This is a genomic window from Actinomadura sp. K4S16 (assembly GCF_008327685.1).
Classification (GTDB): Bacteria; Actinomycetota; Actinomycetes; order Streptosporangiales; family Streptosporangiaceae; genus Spirillospora.
In genome coordinates, this window is record NZ_BDDE01000026.1 from 84,381 (window position 1) to 107,643 (window position 23,263).

The window sequence follows — 23,263 nt, forward strand, 5'->3', positions numbered from 1 at the left end:
ACTCAGCCCTGGCGAGCGGGCCGGATGGTCAGGTCCCCGATCTCGACGTCATCGGGCTGGTCGATCACGAAGGCGATGGCCCGGGCCACCGCCACGGGGTCGATGCCGAGATCGGCCATGTTCCGCCTGGCCTGCTCGCGCAGGGCCGGGTCGTCGACGGCGTTGTCCACGAACTCGGTGCGGACGTACCCCGGGGAGATCGACGTCGTCCGCAGGACCCCGTCGGTGCTCTCCTGCCGCAGGCCCTCCATAAGGGTGCGTACCGCGTTCTTCGTCCCGGCGTACACCGCCTGGGTGGGAACGATCTTCAGGCCGGAGGTGGAGACGACGGTGACAAGATGGCCACCGCCCTGGCGGCGGAACACCGGCAGGGCCGCGGCGATCCCGTGCAGGACGCCCTTGACGTTCACGTCGACCATCGCCGCCCAGCCCTCGACGTCCAGGTCGGCGACGGGGCTGATCTTGCTGATCCCGGCGTTGCCGACCAGGACGTCCAGCCGGCCGAAGCGCTCGACCGCTAGGGAGACGAGCGACCGGAGGTCCTCGGGGTCGGTGACGTCCACGCGCGTGGCGGCGGCCTCCCCGCCGGCGGCCTTGATCTCGGCGGCCAGCCGGTCCAGCCTCTCGGTGCGGCGGGCGCCGAGGACGACGGCCGCACCCAGCGAGGCGAGGTGGCGAGCCGTCGCCTCACCGATTCCGCTGCTGGCGCCCGTGATGGCGATGACCTTGCCTTGAACGGTCATGACGAACCTCCAACTAGAATGGGACACATGTCCGGTTACGACGACCACCATAGCGGACACGTGTCCGCTTCTGCTCAGAGCCGTGGATCGCGACGTGCGGACGCGCAGCGGAACCGGGAGCGGATCCTCCAGGCGGCCCGCGATCTCGTCCACGAGCCGGGAGAGCTGAAGCTCAACGCGGTCGCCAAGGCCTGCGGCATCGGGCAGGGCACGCTGTACCGGCATTTCCCGACACGCGAGGACCTCCTCGCCGAGGTCTACCGCCGGGAGGTGGAAGAGCTGGTGGCCGAGGCTCCGCGGCTGCTGGCGACCCACCAGCCGCTCGACGCGCTGGCGGCATGGTTCGACCGGGTGGCCGCCTACGCCCGGGTCAAGCGCGACATATTCGCCGCCGTCGAGGCGGCGACGTGGCAGGACCTCACCGCCCACAGCCTCGGCCCGATCGGTGAGGCGGTGGAACTACTGCTGGCCGCGGGCCGCTCGGCCGGCAGCGTCCGCGCCGACGCCGAAGCACGCGACGTCATCGTGCTCATCAGCTGGCTGTCCCGACTGGACGACACCGAACTCGACGCGCGAGCACCACGGCTGCTGTCGATCCTCGTAGACGGCCTCCGCACCCCCCGCCCCTGAACCGGACGCACCGCGAGCGGGTACTCACTCCAATGCTCGGAACCCGCACCGAAGCCTGCAATGGACCCATGCCATCGCCCGGGACGAGGGAGTAGGCGACTCCCCGCCGGTGAGCGGCCCCGCCCCCCTCGATCACGGCGGGGACCAGTTCCGTGCAGGTCCCTCCCGCTGCGGCCAGGTCCACGGGCGCCCGTGCGGCGGGGCGGCAGGCCGATGAAGCGGCAGGCCGGTGGGGCGATGGGGTCAGAAATCGCGGGTGCGCAGCACGCCTTCGAGCGGGGCGGGGATGGGGAGGTCCTCCCCGAGAGCGACCGAGAGGATGTGGGCGTAGTCGTCGCCGCGCGGCTCGGTGAAGATCACGGCCTTGCCGTCCAGGCGGTCGATCAGCAGGTAAAGCGGGATGTCGGCGGCGGCGTAGCCGCGCCGCTCGGGCCCGCGGTCCTGTTCGGCGCCCTTGCGCTCCCGCCGACTCCCGGACGTCACCTCCAGGACCATCGCCACCCCATCGGGTTTGCTGTGCCACTCGCGTCCCGCGAACGCGCCCTTGGGTTGCGGCGTGGCATACCCGTAAGGGCCCGGCCGTCGCGCGACGATCGGGTCTCTCATCTGGCCGGTCTCAGGTCAGGTCGAGGTGCCCGCCCTTGACCTTGCCCGCGAACACCTCCCACGCGGCGGCACCGAAGACCAGCTTCGGCCCGTCCGGGTCTTTGGAGTCCCGCACCGCCACCCCGGACGCCAGATCCGCCACCTCGATGCATTGGCCTCCGGTATCGGCGCTCCATGTGCTCTTACGCCATTCAGTCGAGATCGCCTTTATAGGCGCTAGCTCGACGCACTGGTCTCCGGTATCGGTGCTGTAGCTGCTCTTCCGCCACTTTGAAGGAACCGACTTAACCTCAACACACTGCCCTCGAGCTTCACCACCGTGGCGCCAGGCCAACCTTTGCATGGCCTGCGAGTCCTGTGCGCTCATAGACTCTCCAAGATCGTCTGGAGGAGGCCCAGGGAGTCCTCAGCGCTCATCGCCGAGGCCCTGATCAAATCGAAACGTACCCCATACTTCCGGACAACCATAGGGTGATCGACGAGTTGACTGCCCACATGCCCCTCGACGCGCACAGCGTCTGGTGCGTCTTGAAAAGCCAGGATCGTGAACGCACCCGGCAATCCCGGGTAGGCCCCCTTAGCCGTTGGGACGATCTGGATCGTGACGTTGGGCAACTCCGCCAGTTCGATGAGGTGCTGCAGTTGCCTCTTCATCACCTCTGAGTTTCCGATTGGGCGACGGATGGCACCTTCGTCAAAGATCGCAAAGACGTGGGGCGCGTCCTCCTGGTCGAGGATCTCCTGTCGCTCCATCCTCGCTGATACAAGCTGCTCGGCCGCCTCGGAGGTCTTGCCCAGCTTGAGGACCTCGTGCGCGTACTCGGGCGTCTGGAACAGTCCAGTGATGACCATGGTCTCGAAGATGTGGATCACCTCGGCCTCACGCTCGCGCACGATGAAGTCCGGGAAGCCTGGTGGCAGGACAGCAAGGCGTCCGGAGTCTCGGGTCCACTCCCAGATGCGGTAGAAGGTCCCGTTGGTCTTGAAGTAGGTGTCGCAGTCCTTGGCGAACTCCTCCGAAGGTCCGTTTTTACCTGACTCGACCTGACCGATCCATTGCGGGGTGTATCCGAGCTTTTCGGCGAGTTGCGGTCGAGACAGGCCGGCAGCCTCTCTGAAGGCTCGCAGCTCCGTACCGAAGTACTCGACCGGGGAGGACGGAACACCGGGATCGCGGGGGCGGCGCGGCATGACGATCTCCAAGATTCGAAAGCAGGGCGATTTTCTTACGCCCCACCGAGGGGTTTCTCTCGTTGGACTTCTTGCTCTTCCCAAAGATAGTCCGATCACAGCAAGATGCAGAGCCATAACGGAGAGAAATCACACACGAAAGTCCAACGATCATGGAGACGCCCGTCAACCCCGCTGACCAGGCGTTAGCGCAACTCCGCGAAGACTTCCAAGGGCATCGCATCTGGCGTGCAAGACGCCAGGACGGAAAGGCCGGCGACTGGGTCGCCACTCTGCACGACCCCAAGGAAGGTATAGACGCGACTGTTGTATGTGGAAGCGCAGAGGAGCTACGCAAGGCTCTAGTCCACGAACGTAGTCGGGCGTCCAGTCGACCTAGCAGCCAACCCACTAAGTGGGTGAGCTGGTAAATGAAATGGGTCGAACCGAAGCAACGGAACGTCGGCGCCCCAGCTTCATCTATAACGTGCCATCTTGACCGACTTGCCGAAGAAGTCGCCCGGCAGGGCTGGCAGGCCGTCCCGCGCTATGACGGGCCGCACCCGCTCGTCCACGTCTTCGATCGGGAAGTCCCGCAGTTCGGGGAGAGCATCACGCTCGTACCGGGATCGACGGCGGGAGTCTGGTGGTTCAGGTCCAGCACCGGCGAGGATCTCGCCCCGCACACCGACCCGACCCATGCGGCCAGGCAGATAACCCGCATCCTGATCCCGTACGTGACCGCCATACGCGCCGCGCGGTCGCACCGGACGCGGAGAACCGGGGCTTCGCACCCCGCTCCCCCGGCCGTGCCAGACCCTGCCCACGTGACGACGATCGCCGAACTGGAGCACCGGTTCGCCGGTGTCGTCTGCTGGTGGGGCCGCTACACATACGAGTGGTGGGCGATCGTCCCCGGCGGGACCCAGTGGACGATCGTCAACGCCGAAGAACCGGACTCCCTGCTCCATGAGATCCTCAAGGCTTGGAAGCGCCGGTAGCCCCAAGCCGCCGCGCGGCCGGGATTCTTCCCCGCACATCCCGGCCGCGCGGCTTCCCCTTGCTAGGGCAGGCTGCGGCCTTGCCGGATCGTCCGGGACGAGTCCCGGCTTGACTTCAAGCGCTTGAAGTATCCGAGAGTGGACCCATGGCAGCGACACAGAACGTCGAGGACGCCGCTCCGCTGACGATCCAGGAGGTCTCCAGGCTCAGCGGCCTCTCGGAACCGACGCTGCGGTACTACGAGAAGATCGGCCTCATCGACCCGGTGGACCGCGACGAGAGCAGCGGCCACCGGCGCTACGACCCGGCGGCGGTCCGGACGATCGAGGCGCTGGGCTGCCTGCGGGCGACCGGCATGAGCGTCCAGGACATGCGGTCCTATCTCCGGCATCTCACTGAGGGCGACGAGGAGGCCGCGCAGCTGCGGGACTTGTTCCAGCGCAATGCCGACCGGGTCGCCGAGGAGCTGGAGCGCATGCGGATCCGGCTGCGGTACCTGCGGCTGAAGGCCGATCTGTGGGACGCGAGGGAGCGCGCCGACCTCGCGGCCGAGCACCGCGCCGTCGACGCGATCCTGCCGGTCATGCGCGAACTGCGCTGACGCGGCGCCACCGAGGCACGGCCGCGCCGCGCCGCGGCGATGCGGCCTGCCCGGCACCGCTCCGAAAAAAAGCGCACGTCAACAGGGGGAAGAAATGACAAGCGAGACTTCACAAGACCGAGTCCTGGTGACCGGCGGAACCGGCTACGTCGGAGCGCACGTCGTCGGGCGCCTGCTGCGGGACGGCTACCGCGTGCGCACCACGGTGCGGTCCCTGGACCGCGCGGCGGAGGTGCGGGCGGCGCTGGAGGTGTTCGGCGCCGACCCGGACGGACGGCTGGAGATGGTCGCGGCCGACCTCGCGGCGGACGGCGGCTGGGACGCCGCGGTGGCGGGGTGCGCGCACGTCCTGCACGTCGCCTCACCGTTCCCCGCCGCGCGGCCAGCCCACGACGACGACGTGATCGTCCCCGCCCGGGACGGCGCGCTCCGGGTCCTGCGGGCCGCGCGGGACGGCGGCGTGCGGCGGGTGGTGCTGACCTCGTCGTTCGCCGCGGTCGGCTACAGCCGCAAGGCGGTCGGCCGCGCGTACGACGAGACCGACTGGACCGACCCCGCCGACGACAACTCCGCATATGTCAGGTCGAAGGCCATCGCGGAGCGGGCCGCGTGGGACTTCGTGGCCGCGGAAGGCGACGGCCTGGAACTGGCGGTCGTCAACCCGACCGGAATCTTCGGCCCGGTGCTCGGGCCGCGCCTGTCCGCCTCCGCCGGAATGGTGAAGGCGATGCTGGCGGGGACCATGGCGTCCGTCCCTCCGCTGTACTTCGGCGTGGTCGACGTGCGGGACGTCGCGGACCTCCACGTGCGGGCGATGACCTCCCCCGCCGCCGCCGGCGAGCGCTTCCTCGCTTCCGCCGGCGAGGCGATCAGCTTCCTGGGGATGGCGCGCATCCTGGCCGAGCGCCTCGGCGGGCGCGCCGCCCGGGTGCCGTCCCGCGAACTGACCGCCGACGAGGTGCGCGAGGCGGCCCGCACTGACCCCGCGATGCGCGAGGCCGCCGGTCGGCTGGGCGAGATCCCCGCCGTGAACACCGGGAAAGCGCGGACCGTCCTCGGCTGGGAACCGCGCGACACGGCCACCACCCTCGTCGACACCGCCGAGAGCCTGTTCCGCCTGGGCCTCGTGGAAGCCCCAGACACCGTTCACACCTAGCCCGTCCGCCGCCCGCCCCACGCTTCCCGCCGCATACCGTCGTCGCGGGGCACCAGACCACCGCCCGCACGCTGCCGCTCGGCGTCTTCACCCTGCTGCGCCACCCCCGCAACTCGCCACGCTCACCGCCGCCCCCGGGCCTGTGGCCGGCCTGGGTGGAGGAGTTCTTACGGCTCCCAGGCAATCCGCGCCTGCACGGTCAACGCCATCAACAATGCCGACCCCTGACCCCGAAGCCGCACGCGGGACGCAGTGGACGATCGCTTACCTGGGGGACGGAGTCGCGCCCCCGACTCCAGTGACCTCTTCGGCCCGCCGAACACCCCCTACAACTCGCCCTCCACGAGAGCGAGAGCCTCTGAGCTGAGAAAAGCAGGCGATACCGGCGACCTCGTCAGTGTGAAGCGACTCGGAGAATTCGATCTCCATCGAACCGAGTCTACGATTTACGGGCCACGCCTCCCAGGAACCAGACTAGATCTGCATCCTGGCCGGGCCCTGCCTCGGGGCGCCACCAGGGAATCCATACCAGCCCTGGCTCCACGAAGTCGAAGTCGCCGAAGAACTTGCGCACCTGGTCATGTGAGCGGGCTACCGCGGGGGAAGCGGTACTCCTGTAGATCTCTTCGACGCGGTGCACGATGTCAGGACGCAGATCGGCTGATCCGTGACTGATGGCAAGGTGACTGCCAGAAGGGAGGGCTTCGCACAACTCCCGCATGACCGCCTGCGCCTCTTTCTCGTCGATCAGGAAATGCAGAATCGCGGTCAGCAGAAGACCAACTGGTCGATCGAAATCGATGAATCGCCGCACATCTGGATTCGCCAAGATCGTTCGGCCGTCACGAAGGTCGGCATTGACAATGATGGTCTGGTCGTTGTCAGCCAGCAGAGCCCTGCCATGAGAGAGAACGATCGGGTCGTTATCAACATAAACGACGCGGGCCTTGTCATTGATACTTTGCGCGATCTGGTGAACATTGTCTTGAGTCGGCAGACCGGCGCCGATGTCCAAGAATTGATCAATTCCACATTCCGTGACGAGATATCGCACTACCCGCTGCAGGAACGCTCTGTTCTCCCGAACAACCTCGGGAAGCAGTGGATCTACCGCGATGGCTTCCTTTGCCCGCTTCCGGTCGACTGCAAGATTGTCCTTGCCGCCCAGCAGATAGTCATAGATGCGCGACGCATGCGGCGCCAGGATGTCATTTTTCAAAAAAGGAGCCGACCCATTCTCCTTATAGGCGGAAGGCCGCATGACATCGTTTCGGGGGCGAAGGTCGGTAACGGCAGGTTCATGCGGCACCGAGGGCCGCCCGTCCGTTGCCGTGGCACGATCGGTGTGGTCGGTGTGGTCGCCTTCCACACTCATCAGTCGCTGACTTGAGACGACCGAACACATCGAAGTTGGACGGAGGCTCTCCTCGTCACGGAGGCGGGTGAGCAGTTCGTGCGCGGTCGGCCTCTGCGCGGGAACCTTGCTCAAGCACGCCACGACCACCTCACGAAGCCGGCGATCGAGAAGCCCGAGGTCAGGCTCCTCATGCAGGATGCGATTGATGATCGCCGGAATATAGTCATCGCCGAACGGAGGGTGCGCACTGGCAGCGTATCCAACGGTGCACGCCCAAGAGAACACATCACTCAGCGGTCCAGCACGTTCACCACGGATCTGCTCTGGAGCCATAAAGGCCGGTGTCCCCAGGATTCGGCTGACAGACGTACTGGTCGCATCCAGCAACCGCGCGATCCCGAAGTCGATGACACGCAGCCCGTCTGGACCTAGCAGCACATTGCCGGGCTTGAAGTCCCGATGTATCACGGCTGCCCGGTGGATCGCCACCAGCGCGCCTGCCATGCCTATCGCAACACGATCCAGATCTGCTCCAGACAGTGGCCCCTGCTGTTGGATCACTTCCCGCAGAGATGGCCCCTCGACGTACTCGCTCACGATGTAAGCCGTGTCGCCATTGATCTCGGCATCGATGATCCGCGCCGTCCAGAATGGATCCACCCTTTGCGCTGCAGCCAGTTCCTTCGCCAACTGCTTGCCGGCTTGCGGGTCTTCGGCCGGCGAGACCTTCAACACCTTGATGGCCACGTGCTGCTGATCACCAGCGGTTCCCAGGTAAACGATGCCCTGGCCGCCTTCGCCAAGCCGTGCGGTCAACTCATAGCGACCTAAGTGGCGCGGGTCGGTAGACCGCAGTGGTCGTGCACTCCCCATTCCACCCTCCAAGGCCCCACCCACCCGAGATCCACTTTGGACAGAACCAGGCCTTCGCGGACTGCCCCAAGACCGTGCAGATGCACGTGCATCATCCCGTGCACGCGTAACGTAGCACAAGTCGCTCGTCCCGGGAGGCGCTCATCCGTAGAAAGGACACTGGGCCAAGCAAGAGCCTGAGATCCTCCTACTCCGAGGGTGATCGGACCTGCTCGGTTACGGCCAGGCCCGAGTTGAGGACGGAGATCTACTATTGGCGTCAGGGCCTCAGCGCTGGGAGATGGGCGGGCGTCAGTCTGCCGATGTTCAGCCTCTCGGCCGCCATCTACGACGAGCCGCCGAAGCGCAACCTCGGCTGCGACCCCATGCCGATGGCGCTGTCCGTCCAGTACCTGACCAAGGACGAGATCGCCGAACTCTTCACCCGCCTGGTGGCGCACTTCCCGTCGGGCGTGCCGATGTTCGACGCGTGGAACTCCCTCGCCATGCGCAGCGGGTCCCGCCAGAAGGCCATCAAGGCGTCCGGCGCCGAACTCGGCGGCTTCGGCATCAACGACCCGCACGTCATCGAGACCCTGGCACCCGGCCTGCGCTTCGACGCCGAGCAGACCTTCCTGGACATCCCCGAGATGGCGGCCTTCTCCAAGGCCAGCCGGACGGTGTTCAAGCTGATGAACCGCGTCCCGACCCTCCGCAACATGGGCCGCCTACTCCGCTACCGCTTCTGACCGAAGAGCCCGCCCGCGAGGCGATCAAAGAGGTGCACTCACGGCGCAGCACCGGGCTCGCCGCCGGCCATCAGGAGAGCGGCGAGCTCGTCGAATCCGCGTACGACCAGGTCGCTTTTCACGTCGTCGGCACGGTCGGCGGTGAGAGAGGGGCCCTTCTCCAGCGGACGCTCCAGGAACGCGGTGGCGAGCCCGGCTCCCCTGGCGCCGTCGATGTCCCACTTGTGCGCGGCGACCATCAGCACCTCCGCCGGTTCCACGTCCAGCAGCCGCACGGCTGTCAGGTACGCCTCCGGCTCGGGCTTGTACGTGCGGGCGAGCTCGGCCGACAGGATGCAGTCGAACGGCAGCCCCGCCCCCTTGACCAGGTTCGTCAGCAGGGCGAACCCGCCGTTGGACAGCGCCGCCACCACGTACCTCTCCCGCAGCCGGGCCAGGCCTTCCACCGAGTCGTCCCACGCGGGCAGGCGATGCCAGGCCCGGACGAGCCGCCGCCGCGCGTCCTCGTCGAAGGCGTCCGCGACGCCGTGCGACTCCAGCAGCTCGTCCAGCGACTCGCGGTGCAGGGTGTCGAGGTACACCCACTCCCGCTCCCCGCCGCTGACCCGCTGCATCGACGGCAGGTACCGCTCCCGCCAATCGTCGGCGAAGGCCCCGCCGTCCAACGCGACACCGCGCTCCGCGGCGATCGCCGCCACCTGCTCGGCGACCCCCGTCCGCCAGTCGACGGTCGTCCCGAAGATGTCGCAGGCCACCACTCGGATCGCTCCTACGTCGAATCCCACCGATGCCTCCCTCGCCCGGGAGCGCCCGACTGGTGCCCCCACCCAGTCCTAACATGCCCGTGCTGGGCGGCAGGCTTGAGCAGCAACAGGACTTCGCGCTCCGCCTGGGCGGACGTCACGGCTGTGCGTTCCGGCGGTGCATCGGGGGGCGATCGAGTATCTCGATGTACATGATCCGGGCGTCCACGACGTCCAGGATCAGCATGCCCTTCGAGGGCGAGAGGGACACGCACCGATGGCCCGGACCGTACGGCCGGCCCCGCGGATGATCCGCCGTCCGGATGCTCTGGCAGAAATCGTCGCCGCAGCCGCACTCGTCGACCAGACGCAGATCCCGCGCGCAGTCGGCCAGCTCATGTTCTCCCTCCTCCTCCAGGAGGGCCGTCAGCTCGGCGATGAGATCTGGGAAGACGCCACGAACGAGGGGATGGTCCTGCTCCATGGGCGGAGAGTAGCCGGGCGGCGAGCTCCCGCGCGCCCGCGGCCGCGGCGCTCGGACACGCACGAGCCCTCACCCTCGCCGGGCACGCCTGGCCCGCGTCGGCCCCGCAGGCCAGGCTGACCGATCGGGGGCGACCGTCTTCGGAGCGGTCGACGCCACGTGACCGGCCGGCCCGCGGATGCGCCGCCCCCCAGGCGCTCACGGCTTGTGGGTGGTGGTGAGGAAGTCCAGGACGAGAGGGCTCGCATGGGTGCGGAACTCTTCGAAGTAGGCGTGGCGGGCGTTGGGGATCAGGTGCAGTCGGGCGCCGGGGATGCGGGCGGCGAGCAGGGGTGCGTTGGCGGCGGGGTTGAGCAGGTCGTCGCTGCCGTGGACGACCAGGGTGGGGGCGCTGATGTCCGGCAGGAGCTCCCAGGCGTTGTGCTGGTTGCCGGCCACGAGGTGGCGGCGCCGGGCGTGGGCAGGCATGCGGGGGTCGCCGAGGGTGTGGTGCGGGCCGGGGTGGGAGGCGAGCCATCGCGGGGTGTACATCAGCTCCAGCAGGGCCTGCCGCGCGGCTTCGGGCCGAGGTTGCGCCAGGGCTCGGCGGACGTCGTTGCCGCGTTCGACGCTGTGCGGGCCGCCGGGTGAGGTGCAGCCGAGCACCAGGGCGGCTACCCGATGGGGGTGGCGGGCCGCGAGCTGCTGGGCCACCCGTCCGCCCATGGACGTGCCGTAGACGTCGGCCCGGTCGATGCCGAGTTCGTCGAGGACGGCGATGACGTCCTGGGCGAGCAGCTCGGTGCTGTAGGGGATGTCGGGCTTGTCGCTGTCGCCGGTACCGCGGTAGTCGAGCGTGAGGGTGCTGCGGACGGAATGGAAGTCGCCGCGAACCCCATCCCACCAGTGGTGGTCGTTGGCCTGGCCCGCGAGCAGGACCAGTGGTGCCCCCTGGCCCTGGAGCTGGTAGGCGATGCGGGTTCCGTCCGGTGCCACGGCGTACGTCATTCGGCTTCCTCCCTCCCGTGCCGTCGGCCCTCAGAGGCCTGCCGCCACCGCGGTGCCCAGCCCCAGCAGGACGACGCCGGTGGTCACGCTGAGGCCCCGCAGGACGGTCGGCTGCGACACCAGGGCGCGCCCTCGGCCGACGGCCCAGGTGAGCAGCATGTACCAGGAGGCGCTGACGAGCGCCCACAGGGCGCCCAGGGCGACCGTCGACAGGAGCACCGGGCCTTCTGCGGTCACGAACTGGGGCAGCACCGAGATGGCGAACACCCCCGCCTTGGGGTTGCCGAGGTTGGTGGCCAGACCGGTGACATATCCGCCCGCGAAGCCGGTCCTGCGCCCGTCCTCGTCGGGCGGACGGGTGGAGTCGGTGGTGAGCGCCGTTCGCAGCGTCTTCACCCCGAGGATCATCAGCACGACGCCGCCCGCGATCCGGAGCGCCGCGTACGCGGTGGGGCTGGCCAGCAGGACGGCGGACAACCCGGCCGCGGCGGCCGTGGACCACAGCAGGAAGCCGCTGGCATTGCCCGCGAGCGTGCCTCGGAGCGTACGGGGGCCGCCTTCCAGAACCTGCCGGATCATCAAGGCCTGACTCGCGCCTGGCAGCATCGCCAGCAGCAAGGTGGTGACGACGAAGACGGGCACATGCGTGGGCATGGGAATGAACCCCTTCCGGGGATTGCGGCCAATGGGTGCACCACCAGGCTTCACGCCTCGCAGCCCTAAGAGAAGTTAAAAGTGATGGCACAGCGTTAGCATTAGTGAATGCATGTGGATCCGGGGCAGCTGCGGCTTCTCGCGCTGATCGAGCGGCACGGCTCCCTGGCGGCGGCGGCTCACGCACTCCGGCTCACGCCCGCGGCGGTCACCCAGCAGGTGGCCAAGGCCGAGCGCGACTGGCAGGTGCCCCTGGTCATCCGCGGTCCTCGCGGGGCGACGCTCACCGCGGCCGGCACGCTGCTCGCCTCCCACGGCCGAACCGTGGAGGAGGCATCGGACAGGGCCGAAGCGGAGCTGGCCGCACTGCTCGGCCACCTCTCGCTCCGCCTGCGGATCGGGACGTTCCAGGCGGCCGCCCTGCACTTGCTGCCGCCAGCCCTGACGGCTCTGCGGCACCGCCATCCGGACGCCGACGTCTCCGTCATCGACGTGGTGTCCGGACGAGGAGCGGACGAGATCAGCGCGGGGCGCCTGGACGTCGCCATCGTCGCGTCCTGGGGCACGCCGCTCGCGCCGCCCCCGCACCTGCGGGCCCACCCGCTCCTGTCGGACCCGATGGTCGTGGTCCTCCCCGACGACCATCCACTGGCCACCGGGCAGCCCGCGGACACCGAGCTCCACCTAGAGCAACTGCGCGGCGAGTCGTGGGTGTCCATCCTGGCGGGCCATGCCGCCCGCGAACAGTTCCACGACGCCGCCCGCGAGGCCGGCTTCACTCCCACCGTGCGGTTCGAGACCGAGTCCTACGACGTCGCCCAAGCGCTCGTCGGCACAGGCATCGCGGTGGCCCTGGTCTCGCGGCTGGCCCTGACGCATGCGCCTGGCACCACCCATCGTGAACTGGTCCGCCCCAGGCCCTACCGCCAGCTCTACGCCGTGACCAGAACCGACGCCAGCCTCACACCACTCGCGGACATGCTCATCGACCTCCTCCATGATGTCGCCCGTGACATCACGGCCACCTGGGAGGCTCCCCTGCAAGAAGAACCACGCTCACCGCGCGGAGCCTGAAAGGACCCGGTTCTCATCGTCCGGCCTGGAGCAGCCGACTCGCCTCGATCGACCGTCGACGTCGCGCTGCCGGGAGCCGTCCCCGCGCGCCCCGGTGGCTTCCGGGGCGCGGTGCGGAGTTCCCGACCGCCCCGCTCCCGATGGAATGGCGCTAATATTGTTGCCCATATAGTCGCCCGTCGAGATCCGGCGGGCATCCGGAGGGAGAGTCCCCTTGGTGTCCCAAGGCAGCGGTCCGGCCGGTGACGACCAGAGTCCGGCGGACCGTCTGCGCGCGCTGATCCTCGCCGGCGAGATGGCCCCCGGGCAGCGGCTCGTGGAGGGCGACCTCGCCGAACTGCTCCAGGTGAAGCGTTCGGCCGTGCGCGCGGCGCTGGTGGAGCTCACCGCGGAGAGGCTCGTCGAGCGGATCAGGAACCGCGGCGCCCGGGTCCGCGTGGTCACCGTCGCCGAGGCGATCGCGATGTACGAGTGCCGCATGGTGCTGGAAGGCCTGTGCGCGCGCAAGGCCGCGGAGAACATCACCGAGGACGGTGCCGAGCGGTTGCGTGCGATCGGCGCGAGCATGGAGGCGGCCGTCCGGAACGGCGATCCGCTCCAGTACTCGCAGCTGAACGAGCGGCTGCACACCCAGATCCGGGAGATCGCGGCCCAGCCGGTCGCGAAGGAGATGCTCGAAGGGATGCACGCGCAACTGGTCCGGCATCGTTTCCGGCTGGCCCTGCGCCCCGGGCGGTCCGGGCAGTCCCTGCCCCAGCACCTGGAGATCATCGCGGCGGTCGCCTCCGGGGACGCCGACGCCGCCGAGACGGCCATGCGCGACCACGTGCTCGACGTGATCAGGGCCCTCGGCGAGAGCGACGAGCCGGCGCTGGGGCAGTTCGGCGGCTGAGCGAGGCCGCGGAAGGGCTTGAGCAGAAAGGCGCTCGTCGGCAGCTGACTGTGCGCGCACGATCCCGACCAAGCCCCTCCGCGGGCGGACCTCCGCATACGGGAGACGGCCTGGATCCTCAGCCGCGGGGGAACGTCGTCCCGTCGAACAGCTTGCGCGCTGTCCGTACGACGCCGCTGCGCCGCACCGCAGGCGGATCGGCGCTCGGGTCGACGTCCACCTCGATGACCAGGTGCCCCGTGGGGTGTTCGACGTCCACCCGGGTGCCGCCGGCCGGCCAGGACGCGGTGAGGTCGTGGCCGACGGCGCCGGGGAGGCGCACCGCGGTCACGGCGGAGATGGCGCCCAGCACGCCGATCGCGGTGTGCGGACTGACGGGGATGAAGGTCCGGGTGGCGAGCATGCCGCCGTCCCTCGGCTCGGCCACGAGCGTGGTCTTCGGTACGGACGACGCGGTGACGTCCCCGAGCCCCATCAGCGCACCGGCCCGGATCCGCAGCCGGTCGACGCGTTCCAGCAGCCGCTGGTCGGCGGCCAGTTCGCCGTGGGTCTCGTGGCCGCTCAGGCCGAACGACGCGGCCGCGGCGACGACCACCGGCATGCCGTTGTCGACGCAGGTGACGGGAATGCCGTCGACCACGTCCCGCACGTTGCCGGTGGGGAGCAGCCGCCCGGTCGCCGACCCGACGGTGTCGGCGAACTCCAGCACCACCGGCGCCGCCGTCCCCGGGACGCCGGCGATCGCGGTGCCTCCGGCGTACTGCACGGCGCCCCCGGGAGTGGGGAACCGCGTGCGGGCCACGCTGCCGGAGTTGACCATGCGGACGCGCACCACGGTCTCCGGGTCGCCGGCGGGGACGAGCCCCCGCTCCACCGCGAACTGGCCCACCCCCGCCAGGAGGTTGCCGCAGTTCTGGCGGTCGCTGACCACGGCCTCGTCCACGCCGACCTGGAGGAAGAGGTAGTCGACGTCGACGCCGGGGCGGGCGGAGCGCGAGACGACCGCGACCTTGCTGGTCAGGGAGGTCGCCCCGCCCAGCCCGTCGATCTGCCGGGCATCGGGCGTCCCCATGACGCGCAGCAGCAGGTCGTCCCGTTCCGCGGGGTCGCCGGGAAGGTCGCCGGCGAGGAAGTACGCGCCCTTGGACGTGCCCCCGCGCAGGAGCATGCAGCGCACACCGCCGTCCGCCGTTCCCGCCGTCACGGGGTCGCCCCCGTCCCGCCTTCCTCGGCCGCGCGCTCAGCCTCGTACTCCTGAGCGGTGAGGTAGCGCACGCCGAGCCGGTCGAGCGTGGCCCGCAACCCGTACCGGTCCAGGCCGAGCTCGCCCTTCCGGAAGGCGGCGCGTGTGGCCTCCTCCTTCTCCGCGCGGGCCCGGGACCTCGTCAGGGCCTGGTCGACCAACGCCCGTGGGACGCACACCACTCCGTCGTCGTCCGCCAGGACGGCGTCGCCCGCGCAGATCCGCTGCCCGCCGACGACGACGGGTGTGTTGACGGATCCGGCGGTGGCCTTGACGGTCCCCTGGGCGCTGACCGCGGCGGACCACACGGGGAAGCCGAGACGGTGCAGGTCGTCGACGTCGCGGACACCGGTCGTGGTGACCAGCCCGCGTACCCCCCGCTCCATCAGCGCGGTGGCGAACAGCTCGCCGAACAGACCGTCCGTGCAAGGCGAGGTCGTCGCGACGACCAGGACGTCGCCGGGGCGGCACTGCTCGACCGCCGCGTGGATCATGAGGTTGTCGCCGGGCCAGCACAGCGCGGTCACGGCCGTCCCGCCGATGCGCGAGCCGAGGTGCACCGGCCGGATGCCCGTCCCGGCGTAGCCGCGGCGGCCCAGCGCCTCGTGGACGGTGGCCACGCCGTACGCGGCGAGCGCGTCGACCCGGTCCAGCGGGGCGCGCGGCGGGTCGGTGACGATCACCTTGTCCATCAGGACCCCTCCCGGATCCGGCCGCCGCTCATGCCAGCGCTCCCGTGACCTGCGGGTAGAGCCGCGTGTAGGCCTCGCCCATCGTGGCGTGCGGCAGGCCGAGGTTCGGCCCCGCGTTCCGCTTCAGCTGCACGCCGCGCCGCCGGGCCAGATCGGTGTAGTAGTCCCACATGTGCTGCTGGGCGGGCAGGCACTCCATCGCGGTGCGCTTGCGCTCGAACGTGGACGTGATGTCGAGCAGGACGTCGGGTTGGAAATCGCACATCTCCGGCTGGTGCGGTTCGAAGCAGAACACCGGTGGCGCACCGAGCGGCTCCCCCGGTGCGTCGTAACCGATCGCCTGAGCCAGCACGCGCGCCTGCAGGGCCATGCGCGCGGCGGCCGGGTGGTCGCCGTTGTAAGGGTCGGCGAGCGTGTGGGTCAGGACGACGCTCGGGGCAACGTCGCGGTAGACGCGGACGAGGCGGTCGACGAGTTCGGGGGTCTCCCGCAAGGGGTAGTCGCCGGCGTCGAGGAAGACGACCTCCGCCCCGAGGGCCCGTGCCGCGTTCTCGGCCTCGGCCCGGCGGATCTCCTTGATCTCCGCCAGTCCCTTGCCCTCGCGCCAGGCGCGGGCGGACTCACCGCGCTCGCCGTAGCTCAGGCAGACCACGGTGGCCCTCTCGCCCCGCTCGGCGGCCAGCGCGATCGCGCCGCCCGCGCGCCAGACGAAGTCGCCGGCGTGGGCGCTGACGACCAGGAGCGATGCCGAACTCTCCGGTGGACGTGTGGACATGCTCTACCTCATCTCTGAGTGGCCGCTTCCCCTCGCCGATCCGGCAGGACGCTACGGAGGGTGCGGCGGAGGCGCCGCGAGAAGGCGGGCCGCCCTCAGCATGTGAGGTGCCCACCAGATTGTCAACAATCTGGGTTCACAAAATTGTTCGTGAGAATAGTTGACAGCGCGATGCGGGCGCGCCAACCATAGGGCACCCACCTTTACCCAGGTCAACGGAGGGAGTGGGCCATGACCGCAGTCGACATCGGCACCGCCGATGAGGATCTGACGCCCTCTGCGCGTATCGACCCGATCACCCTTGAGATCCTCTGGAGCCGGTTGATCGCCATCGCCGACGAGGCGGCGACGACCCTGAAGCGCACGGCCTTCTCACCCATCGTCACCGAATCCAACGACTTCGCCTGCGTCGTCTTCGACGCCCGCGGCAACGCGATCGCCGAGAACACCATCGGCATCCCCAGCTTCAACATGACGATGGGCGTCACCCTCGCGGAGATGCTCGCCTGGCGTCCCGCCGACCAGTGGCGGCCCGGCGACGTCGCCTGCACGAACAACCCCTGGATCACCTCCGGCCACCTCCCCGACGTGACGGTCATCGCCCCGGTCTTCCGGGAGGGCCGCCTCCTCGGCTGGACCGGCAGCATCGCCCACATGGCCGACATCAGCGGCGCCCTCTGGTCCGCCGACACCCGCTCGGTCTACGAGGAGGGCATGTTCATCCCGCCGATGCTGCTCATCGAGCAGGGCGAACTCAACGAGACCCTGCTGAGGATCCTGCGGGCGAACCTGCGCATGCCCGTCGAGGTCGTGGGGGACCTCATGGCCCAGGTCACGGCCGGCCGCACCGCCGCCCAGCGCCTGGTCGAGTTCGCCGACGAGACCGGCATCGACTCCCTCGACGAGATCTCCGGCGAGATCTGCCGGCTCTCCGAGCGGTCGATGCGCCGGGCCGTCTCCGCGATCCCCGACGGGACCTACCGCGCCGGCCACGACCTCGACGGGACGATGGACGGGGAGCCCGTCCATCTGGAGGTCACCGTCACCGTCCAAGGCGACGGCATGACGGTCGACTACACCGGCACCTCACCCGAGGTGACGCGAGCGCTCAACGTGGTCAAGCCCTACACCGACGCGTACACCTGCTATCCCCTCAAATGCGTGCTGGACCCGCACACCCCGCGCGCCGAAGGCTCCTACCGCTGCATCACCGTCTCGGCCCCCGAGGGCTCGATCCTCAACCCGCGCTACCCCGCACCGGTCAACGCCCGCCAACTCGTCGGCCACTGCCTGGCCATCACCCTCTACAAGGCCCTGGCACCCGTCATCCCCGACCGGGTCATCGCCGAATCGGGCAGCGCGCCGTCGCTGCGCGCCGTGATCTCAGGCCCCTGCGACGAGCACGGCCGGCAGTTCACCGCCATCCCGTTCATCAACGGCGGCATGGGGGCCCGCCCGGTCGCCGACGGCCTGTCGACGACGTGCTTCCCCTCGAACATCGAGGCCGGCTCCATGGAGGCCCTCGAAGCCACCGCCCCGCTGCGGATCCGGCGCAAGGAGCTCCTCCCCGACTCGGGCGGAGCGGGGAAGTACCGCGGCGGGCTCGGGCAGAACGTCGAGATCGAGCTGCTCGCCCCCGGCGAGTGCACGCTGTCCCTCTTCGTGGAACACGTCCGCAACCGCCCCGAAGGCATCCTCGGCGGCCACGCGGGCGCGGCCTCCCGGGTGACGGTCAACGGCCGCGCCGACGGCTTCCCCCTCAAGGGACGGAGCCGCATCCGCCCCGGAGACCGCATCAATATCAACTATCCGGGCGGCGGCGGCTACGGCGACCCCGCCGAGCGCGACCGCGACGCGGTCCGGGCCGACGTCCACGCCGGGCTCGTCTCGGAGGCCGCGGCCCGAGAGGTGTACGGACTATGAACGACAGCCAGGCGCCCAGGATCGCCGGTGTCGACGTCGGCGGGACCTTCACCGACGTCGCCGTCCACGACCCCGTCCGCGGCGTGGTGGAGGTGCACAAGCTCCCCACGACGCCGGACGACCCCACCCAGGCCATCATCGACGGCCTGGACGCCCTCGGAGGGTCCCCGCTCGTCGTCCACGGCACCACCCTCGTCACCAACGCGCTGATCGAGCGCCGCGGCGCACCGACCGGGCTGATCACCACCGCCGGGTGGCGCGACGTCCTCGAGATCGCCAACGAACTGCGCTACGACACCTTCGACCTCTTCCTCCGCCGCGCCGAGGCCCTGGTGCCCCGGCACCTGAGGCTGACGGTGGCCGAGCGGATCGGGGCCGACGGCTCCGAGGTCGAACCGCTCGACGAGGACGCGGTGCGCGAAGCCGGCCGCCGGCTCGTCGGCCAGGGCGTGCGGGCGGTCGCCGTCGGGTTCATCAACTCCTACCGCAACGGCGTGCACGAGAGGCGCGCGGTCGAGATCCTGCGGGAGGCGTTCCCCGGCCTCACGGTCTGCGCATCCTCCGAGGTCGCGCCCGAGATCCGGGAGTACGAGCGGTTCTCGACCGCGGCCGCCAACGCCTTCGTGCAGCCCCTGGCCACCGGCTACCTGCGGCGGCTCGCCGACCGGCTCGGCACCCCGCCGATGATCATGCTGTCCGACGGCGGCATCACCACGGCCCGCGCCGCCTCCGAGCGTCCGATCGCCCTGGTCGAGTCCGGCCCGGCCGCAGGCGCCATGGCCGCGGCCCACATGGCGACGACCTGCGGATTCAAGGACGTCGTGGCGTTCGACATGGGCGGCACGACCGCGAAGGTCTCCCTGGTCCACGACGGCGTCCCGGCGCGCACCCACCTGATGGAGGTGGCCCGCGCCCACCGCTTCAAGCGGGGCAGCGGGTTCCCCGTCCGGGTGCCGACCGTCGACCTCATCGAGATCGGCGCGGGCGGCGGCAGCATCGCCTGGGTCGACGACCTCGGCCTGCTCAAGGTCGGCCCCCGCAGCTCCGGCGCCGTGCCCGGCCCCGCCTGCTACGGAAAGGGCGGCACCGATCCCACCGTCACCGACGCGGACCTGGAGCTGGGCTACCTGGCACCCGACAGTTTCCTCGGCGGCGCCATGACCCTGGACACCGCCGCCGCGGGCCAGGCCCTCGACGCCCTGGCCACCCGCCTGCACACCGACAGGCGCACCGCGGCCGCCGGCATCGCCGACGTCGTCAACAACGCCATGGCGACCGCGGCCCGCCTCTACATCTCCGAGCAGGGCCGCGACCCGCGCCGCTACCGGATGGTCGCCTTCGGCGGCGCCGGACCGGTCCACGCCTACGACGTCGCCCGCCTCCTCCACATCGGCGAGGTCGTCTTCCCGCGCGGGGCCGGCGTCGCGTCCGCGATCGGCATGCTGGTGGCGCCCCGTGCCGTCGAATGCACGACGTCGCTGGTCGTCCCCCTCGACGAGCCGGACTGGGACGCCGTGGACGCCGTCCTGAAGGACCTGGAGGGCCAGGCACGCGCACAGCTCGAAGAGGCGGACGTCAAGCCCGGGGACGTGCGGCTCGAGGCCGCGGCCGACATGCGGTACGTGGGCCAGGGATACGAGCTGACGGTGCCGCTGCCGCTCGACGTCCTCCGCGACCACGACACGGCGGGCCTCGTCGAAGCCTTCGAGACCGAGTACCGCACACGGTTCGACCGGGTCCTGCACGGCATGCCCGCGCAGGTCATCTCCTGGCGGCTGCGCGCGCTCTCGTCCCCTGTCGTGAAGACCGTGGAACTCGCCGCCGGCGACGCCGCGCACTCCGCGGCCCCCGCCGGCGCCCGCCCCGCGTACTTCACGGAAGTCGGCGGCTACACGGACACACCGGTGTACCGCCGCGCCGGTCTCGCCCCGGGCACGGCCATCAGCGGGCCCGCGCTCATCGAGGAGACCGAGTCGACGGTCGTCGTCGGCCCCGCCGGATCCGTCCGGGTCGACGACATGGGCAATCTCGTCATGACCATCACCAGCGGACACGGAGAGAGCCGATGACCGCCTCCCAGCGGCCCGAGCCGATCTACCCGGCCGGCATCCTGCCGAAGAAGTACACCGACACCGGGATGTACGAGGCGATCGGGGAGGCGACCGGCGGCCGCACCCTCGTCGAGGAGTTCACCCTCCCCATCCGCACGGGGAAGGCGTGGCGCGTCGAGGCGGGCCAGGTCTGCCGGGTGTCGACGCCGGAAGGTCCGCAGGTCGGCGACTTCAACTTCTGGAACGCCGAGAACCCGCGCGAGCGGTTCTGGGCCGCCCGCACCCGCCAGATCCAGGGGACCCACGTCACGACCGGCGACCGCCTCTGGTCCTGCCTGCCCTACCTGCGGCCGATGCTGACGATCACCGGCGACAGCGTCGCCTACGGCGTCGACGAGTACGGCGGCGGCTGCCACGACCTGCTCGGCTCGCGCTGCGATCCGCACATGAAGAAGCTGCTGACCGGCGAGGACGTGGACGACCACTGCCACACGAACCTCGTCTCCGCCGTCGCGCCGTTCGGGCTGGACGAGATGGACGTGCACGACGTTCTGAACGTCTTCCAGCTCACGGGACTCGTCGACGGCAAGTACTACACCGCGGCGTCCCCCGCGAAGGCCGGCGACCACATCGAGTTCCTGGCCGAGATCCCCCTGCTGTGCGCGCTGTCGAACTGCCGCGGCGGCGACCTCTCCCAACCGCGGTGGGGACCGGCCGCGAAGGACACCGCCGAGCACTGCCGCCCGCTGCACATCGAGATCTTCGACCTGGACCCGTCCCTGCTGGACGGCTGGACCATGCCCGAGCCCTCCGCCTACGGCCGCCGCTGACACGACACCACCCGAGCCGCCGGGGCGTCACCCGCCGGCCGACGCCTCGGCCGCCGGCCGCCCGAGAAGACCCGCTCGAAACTCCGCATACACGACAGTGCACTCCGTGCAGCAGAGACGTGGGAAACGAGGACCCCATGAACGTACTGCAACACCCTCGACGACGTGACCGCGCGCTGCTCCTGGCCGTCTCAGCAGCGGTGGCCCTCGCGGGCTGCGGTGTCACCTCCACCGCCGACACCAGCGACCGCGACACCGGGGCGGCCATCGACATCGACGCGATAGCCGTCGACAAGAAGGCACAGGCCGAACTGACGGAGGAGATGAGGAAGTCCGGCACCCTGGACGTGGCGAGCGAACTCGACTGGCCGCCGTTCTCCTACAAGGACGACAGCGGGAAGACCACGGGCATCGACGTCCTCATGATCCAGGCGATCGGCAGGAAGCTCGGGCTGAAGACCACCATCGCCGACCTGGGCGCCGACACCATCATCCCCAGCGTGCAGAACGGCCGCTACGACGTCGCGGTCAGCCAGCTCGTCACCACTCCCGAACGGCTGCGGGCGGTGAACTTCGTCGACTACATCCAGAACACCCTGGGCATCATCCAGCACAAGGACTACTCCCCCAAGGTCACCCCCGAGAGCATGTGCGGCAAGACGTTCGTGGGCACCCAGGGAACCGGGCCGCTCGACTTCACCCGGCAGTATTCCGAGAAGGAATGCGTCGCCAAGGGCAAGCCCGAGATGACGATCCACGTCTTCGACAAGAGCGCGGCCACGATTCTCGCCGTCGGCAACAAACGCGGCGTCTTCCTCACCAACCGCGCTGTGGGCGAGTACGTGGCGGCCACCTCGAACAACGGCCTGGTCATGGGCAAGGAGACGATTCCCGGCTCGCGCACCCTCTCGGGAATCGCCTACTCCAAGAAGCATCCCGAGGTCGGGAGGGCCGTCCAGGCAGCGCTGCTGTCCCTGATGAACGACGGCACGTACCAGAAGATCCTCGAGAAGTGGAAGGTCACCGACCAGGCCCTCAAGACGAGCGAGATCCGCAATGAAACAGGATCCTGACGGCGGGAGGCCGCTCGTCTCCGACGGCGGCCGGCGGCCGGGTCGCCCGCGCGCCCACGAGGTCGTCCGGCACCCCGACCCGGGCGAGGCGACCCCGATCGAGGCCGGCCGCGCCCGGGAGCCGGGCAACTGGATCGCGTGGCTCCTCCTGGCGTTCGCGACGGTGTGGCTGGCACACGCCCTGATCACCAATCCCGGGTTCCAGTGGGACGTCGTCGGCCAGTACCTCTTCGCTCCGGAGATCCTCAAGGGCACCGCCGTCACGGCTCAGCTCGTCGCCCTGTCGATGCTCATCGCCATCGCGCTGGGGATCGTCCTCGGCGTCATGCGCCTGTCGAACAACTCGGCCGCCTACCTCGCCTCGAGCGCCTACGTCTGGTTCTTCCGGGGGACGCCCGTCCTGGTCCAGCTGATCTTCTGGTACAACATCGCGACGCTCTACCCGCACTTCAAGCTCGGGATCCCGTTCGGCGGACCGGAGTTCGCATCCGTCGACAGCAACCGCGTGATGACGTCCTTCACCGCGGCCGTGATCGGGTTGAGCCTCAACGAGGCGGCGTACTACGCCGAGATCGTCCGCGCGGGCATCCTCTCGGTCGACCGGGGGCAGACCGTCGCCGCCAAGGCCCTCGGCTTCACCCCCGTCCAGGTCGTCCGGCGCATCGTGCTCCCGCAGGCGATGCGGGCGATAGTCCCGCCCACCGGCAACCAGATCATCGCCATGCTCAAGTACTCGGCCCTGGCGAGCGTCATCGCGGTGCCCGAACTCCTGCACTCCGCCCAGACCATCTACAACCGCACCTTCGGCACGATCCCCCTGCTCATCGTCGCCTCGATCTGGTACCTCGTCCTCGTGACCGTCCTCTCGATCGGCCAGCGCTACGTGGAGCGGTACTTCTCGCGCGGTCACCTCGACGACGGCGCCGACCGCTTCGCCGTCCTCAAGCGGCGCATGCCCATTCTGCGAAGGCTCTAG

Annotated in this window: 25 protein-coding genes; 12 read left to right on the forward strand and 13 right to left on the reverse strand. The window is 69.6% G+C overall.

Annotation, left to right across the window (positions count from 1 at the left end):
- Nucleotides 1-2 precede the first annotated feature (2 nt).
- Nucleotides 3-743, reverse strand: a complete 741-nt coding sequence (locus K4S16_RS38130) for an SDR family oxidoreductase (RefSeq protein ID WP_149263958.1) — start codon at nt 741-743, stop codon at nt 3-5.
- A gap of 60 nt (nt 744-803) precedes the next feature.
- Between K4S16_RS38130 and K4S16_RS38135 the strand changes: the two genes are divergently transcribed.
- On the forward strand, nt 804-1,373 hold the full coding sequence (locus K4S16_RS38135; protein WP_235037345.1) for a TetR/AcrR family transcriptional regulator: 570 nt from the start codon (nt 804-806) through the stop codon (nt 1,371-1,373).
- A gap of 243 nt (nt 1,374-1,616) precedes the next feature.
- Here K4S16_RS38135 and K4S16_RS38140 read toward each other — a convergent pair whose 3' ends face one another.
- The 4 genes from K4S16_RS38140 to K4S16_RS38155 form a co-directional block, all read right to left on the reverse strand.
- The gene (locus K4S16_RS38140; protein ID WP_149263960.1) at nt 1,617-1,979 is read right to left on the reverse strand and encodes a Uma2 family endonuclease; all 363 of its coding nucleotides are present in this window, start codon (nt 1,977-1,979) and stop codon (nt 1,617-1,619) included.
- Between the two features lie 10 nt (nt 1,980-1,989).
- Nucleotides 1,990-2,346 (reverse strand): DUF397 domain-containing protein, encoded by a 357-nt coding sequence (locus K4S16_RS46630; protein WP_308800972.1) that lies wholly within the window; start codon nt 2,344-2,346, stop codon nt 1,990-1,992.
- Nucleotides 2,343-3,182 (reverse strand): helix-turn-helix transcriptional regulator, encoded by an 840-nt coding sequence (locus K4S16_RS38150; protein ID WP_235037347.1) that lies wholly within the window; start codon nt 3,180-3,182, stop codon nt 2,343-2,345. The genes K4S16_RS46630 and K4S16_RS38150 overlap by 4 nt, the downstream gene beginning before the upstream one ends.
- 443 nt (nt 3,183-3,625) lie before the next feature.
- Nucleotides 3,626-3,850: a hypothetical protein gene (locus K4S16_RS38155; protein ID WP_149263961.1), complete on the reverse strand. Its 225-nt coding sequence runs from the start codon at nt 3,848-3,850 to the stop codon at nt 3,626-3,628.
- A 126-nt stretch (nt 3,851-3,976) separates the two neighbouring features.
- On the opposite strand from K4S16_RS38155, the gene K4S16_RS44705 reads away from it, so the two are divergent.
- The 3 genes from K4S16_RS44705 (at nt 3,977) to K4S16_RS38165 (ending at nt 5,908) form a co-directional block, all read left to right on the forward strand.
- Nucleotides 3,977-4,150 carry a hypothetical protein gene (locus K4S16_RS44705; RefSeq protein ID WP_160161166.1) on the forward strand — a complete coding sequence of 58 codons (174 nt, stop codon included), beginning with the start codon at nt 3,977-3,979 and terminating at the stop codon, nt 4,148-4,150.
- A gap of 146 nt (nt 4,151-4,296) precedes the next feature.
- The gene (locus K4S16_RS38160; protein ID WP_149263962.1) at nt 4,297-4,752 is read left to right on the forward strand and encodes a MerR family transcriptional regulator; all 456 of its coding nucleotides are present in this window, start codon (nt 4,297-4,299) and stop codon (nt 4,750-4,752) included.
- Between the two features lie 127 nt (nt 4,753-4,879).
- Nucleotides 4,880-5,908: an aldehyde reductase gene (locus K4S16_RS38165; protein WP_200842351.1), complete on the forward strand. Its 1,029-nt coding sequence runs from the start codon at nt 4,880-4,882 to the stop codon at nt 5,906-5,908.
- A 439-nt stretch (nt 5,909-6,347) separates the two neighbouring features.
- Here K4S16_RS38165 and K4S16_RS38170 read toward each other — a convergent pair whose 3' ends face one another.
- Nucleotides 6,348-8,081: an SAM-dependent methyltransferase gene (locus K4S16_RS38170; RefSeq protein ID WP_160161167.1), complete on the reverse strand. Its 1,734-nt coding sequence runs from the start codon at nt 8,079-8,081 to the stop codon at nt 6,348-6,350.
- 359 nt (nt 8,082-8,440) lie between these two features.
- On the opposite strand from K4S16_RS38170, the gene K4S16_RS38175 reads away from it, so the two are divergent.
- Complete coding sequence (locus K4S16_RS38175; protein WP_149263965.1) at nt 8,441-8,866, forward strand: hypothetical protein; 426 nt, start codon at nt 8,441-8,443, stop codon at nt 8,864-8,866.
- A gap of 38 nt (nt 8,867-8,904) precedes the next feature.
- Here K4S16_RS38175 and K4S16_RS38180 read toward each other — a convergent pair whose 3' ends face one another.
- The 4 genes from K4S16_RS38180 to K4S16_RS38195 all read right to left on the reverse strand — a co-directional run bounded on the left by K4S16_RS38180 (nt 8,905) and on the right by K4S16_RS38195 (nt 11,734).
- The gene (locus tag K4S16_RS38180) at nt 8,905-9,651 is read right to left on the reverse strand and encodes a haloacid dehalogenase type II (RefSeq protein ID WP_235037348.1); all 747 of its coding nucleotides are present in this window, start codon (nt 9,649-9,651) and stop codon (nt 8,905-8,907) included.
- Nucleotides 9,652-9,766: 115 nt separating this feature from the next.
- Nucleotides 9,767-10,093: a hypothetical protein gene (locus tag K4S16_RS38185; RefSeq protein WP_149263967.1), complete on the reverse strand. Its 327-nt coding sequence runs from the start codon at nt 10,091-10,093 to the stop codon at nt 9,767-9,769.
- Between the two features lie 198 nt (nt 10,094-10,291).
- A complete protein-coding gene (locus tag K4S16_RS38190; protein WP_149263968.1) occupies nt 10,292-11,080 on the reverse strand; it encodes an alpha/beta fold hydrolase in 789 nt (262 codons plus the stop codon).
- Between the two features lie 30 nt (nt 11,081-11,110).
- The gene (locus K4S16_RS38195; RefSeq protein ID WP_149263969.1) at nt 11,111-11,734 is read right to left on the reverse strand and encodes a LysE family translocator; all 624 of its coding nucleotides are present in this window, start codon (nt 11,732-11,734) and stop codon (nt 11,111-11,113) included.
- Between the two features lie 108 nt (nt 11,735-11,842).
- Here K4S16_RS38195 and K4S16_RS38200 point away from each other — a divergent pair, with 108 nt between their 5' ends.
- Together K4S16_RS38200 and K4S16_RS38205 are read left to right on the forward strand one after the other, a co-directional pair.
- Entirely contained in the window at nt 11,843-12,808 is a 966-nt protein-coding gene (locus K4S16_RS38200) for a LysR family transcriptional regulator (protein WP_149263970.1), read from the forward strand.
- 217 nt (nt 12,809-13,025) lie between these two features.
- Nucleotides 13,026-13,700, forward strand: coding sequence for a GntR family transcriptional regulator (locus K4S16_RS38205; RefSeq protein ID WP_235037349.1), 675 nt, complete (start codon nt 13,026-13,028; stop codon nt 13,698-13,700).
- A 118-nt stretch (nt 13,701-13,818) separates the two neighbouring features.
- Here the strand turns inward: K4S16_RS38205 and K4S16_RS38210 are convergent, their stop codons facing one another.
- From K4S16_RS38210 to K4S16_RS38220, 3 genes are read right to left on the reverse strand one after another with little or no spacing between them, the layout of a single operon-like run.
- Entirely contained in the window at nt 13,819-14,904 is a 1,086-nt protein-coding gene (locus K4S16_RS38210) for a 4-oxalomesaconate tautomerase (RefSeq protein ID WP_235037350.1), read from the reverse strand.
- Entirely contained in the window at nt 14,901-15,635 is a 735-nt protein-coding gene (locus K4S16_RS38215) for a 4-carboxy-4-hydroxy-2-oxoadipate aldolase/oxaloacetate decarboxylase (protein ID WP_149263971.1), read from the reverse strand. The genes K4S16_RS38210 and K4S16_RS38215 overlap by 4 nt, the downstream gene beginning before the upstream one ends.
- A gap of 28 nt (nt 15,636-15,663) precedes the next feature.
- Nucleotides 15,664-16,410 carry a PIG-L deacetylase family protein gene (locus K4S16_RS38220; protein WP_149263972.1) on the reverse strand — a complete coding sequence of 249 codons (747 nt, stop codon included), beginning with the start codon at nt 16,408-16,410 and terminating at the stop codon, nt 15,664-15,666.
- Between the two features lie 231 nt (nt 16,411-16,641).
- Here K4S16_RS38220 and K4S16_RS38225 point away from each other — a divergent pair, with 231 nt between their 5' ends.
- The 5 genes from K4S16_RS38225 to K4S16_RS38245 all read left to right on the forward strand — a co-directional run bounded on the left by K4S16_RS38225 (nt 16,642) and on the right by K4S16_RS38245 (nt 23,263).
- Entirely contained in the window at nt 16,642-18,333 is a 1,692-nt protein-coding gene (locus K4S16_RS38225; protein WP_149263973.1) for a hydantoinase B/oxoprolinase family protein, read from the forward strand.
- On the forward strand, nt 18,330-20,402 hold the full coding sequence (locus K4S16_RS38230) for a hydantoinase/oxoprolinase family protein (RefSeq protein ID WP_149263974.1): 2,073 nt from the start codon (nt 18,330-18,332) through the stop codon (nt 20,400-20,402). The genes K4S16_RS38225 and K4S16_RS38230 overlap by 4 nt, the downstream gene beginning before the upstream one ends.
- The gene (locus tag K4S16_RS38235) at nt 20,399-21,214 is read left to right on the forward strand and encodes an urea carboxylase-associated family protein (protein WP_375708364.1); all 816 of its coding nucleotides are present in this window, start codon (nt 20,399-20,401) and stop codon (nt 21,212-21,214) included. The genes K4S16_RS38230 and K4S16_RS38235 overlap by 4 nt, the downstream gene beginning before the upstream one ends.
- A gap of 137 nt (nt 21,215-21,351) precedes the next feature.
- Complete coding sequence (locus tag K4S16_RS38240) at nt 21,352-22,287, forward strand: transporter substrate-binding domain-containing protein (RefSeq protein ID WP_149263975.1); 936 nt, start codon at nt 21,352-21,354, stop codon at nt 22,285-22,287.
- Entirely contained in the window at nt 22,271-23,263 is a 993-nt protein-coding gene (locus K4S16_RS38245; RefSeq protein ID WP_149263976.1) for an amino acid ABC transporter permease, read from the forward strand. The genes K4S16_RS38240 and K4S16_RS38245 overlap by 17 nt, the downstream gene beginning before the upstream one ends.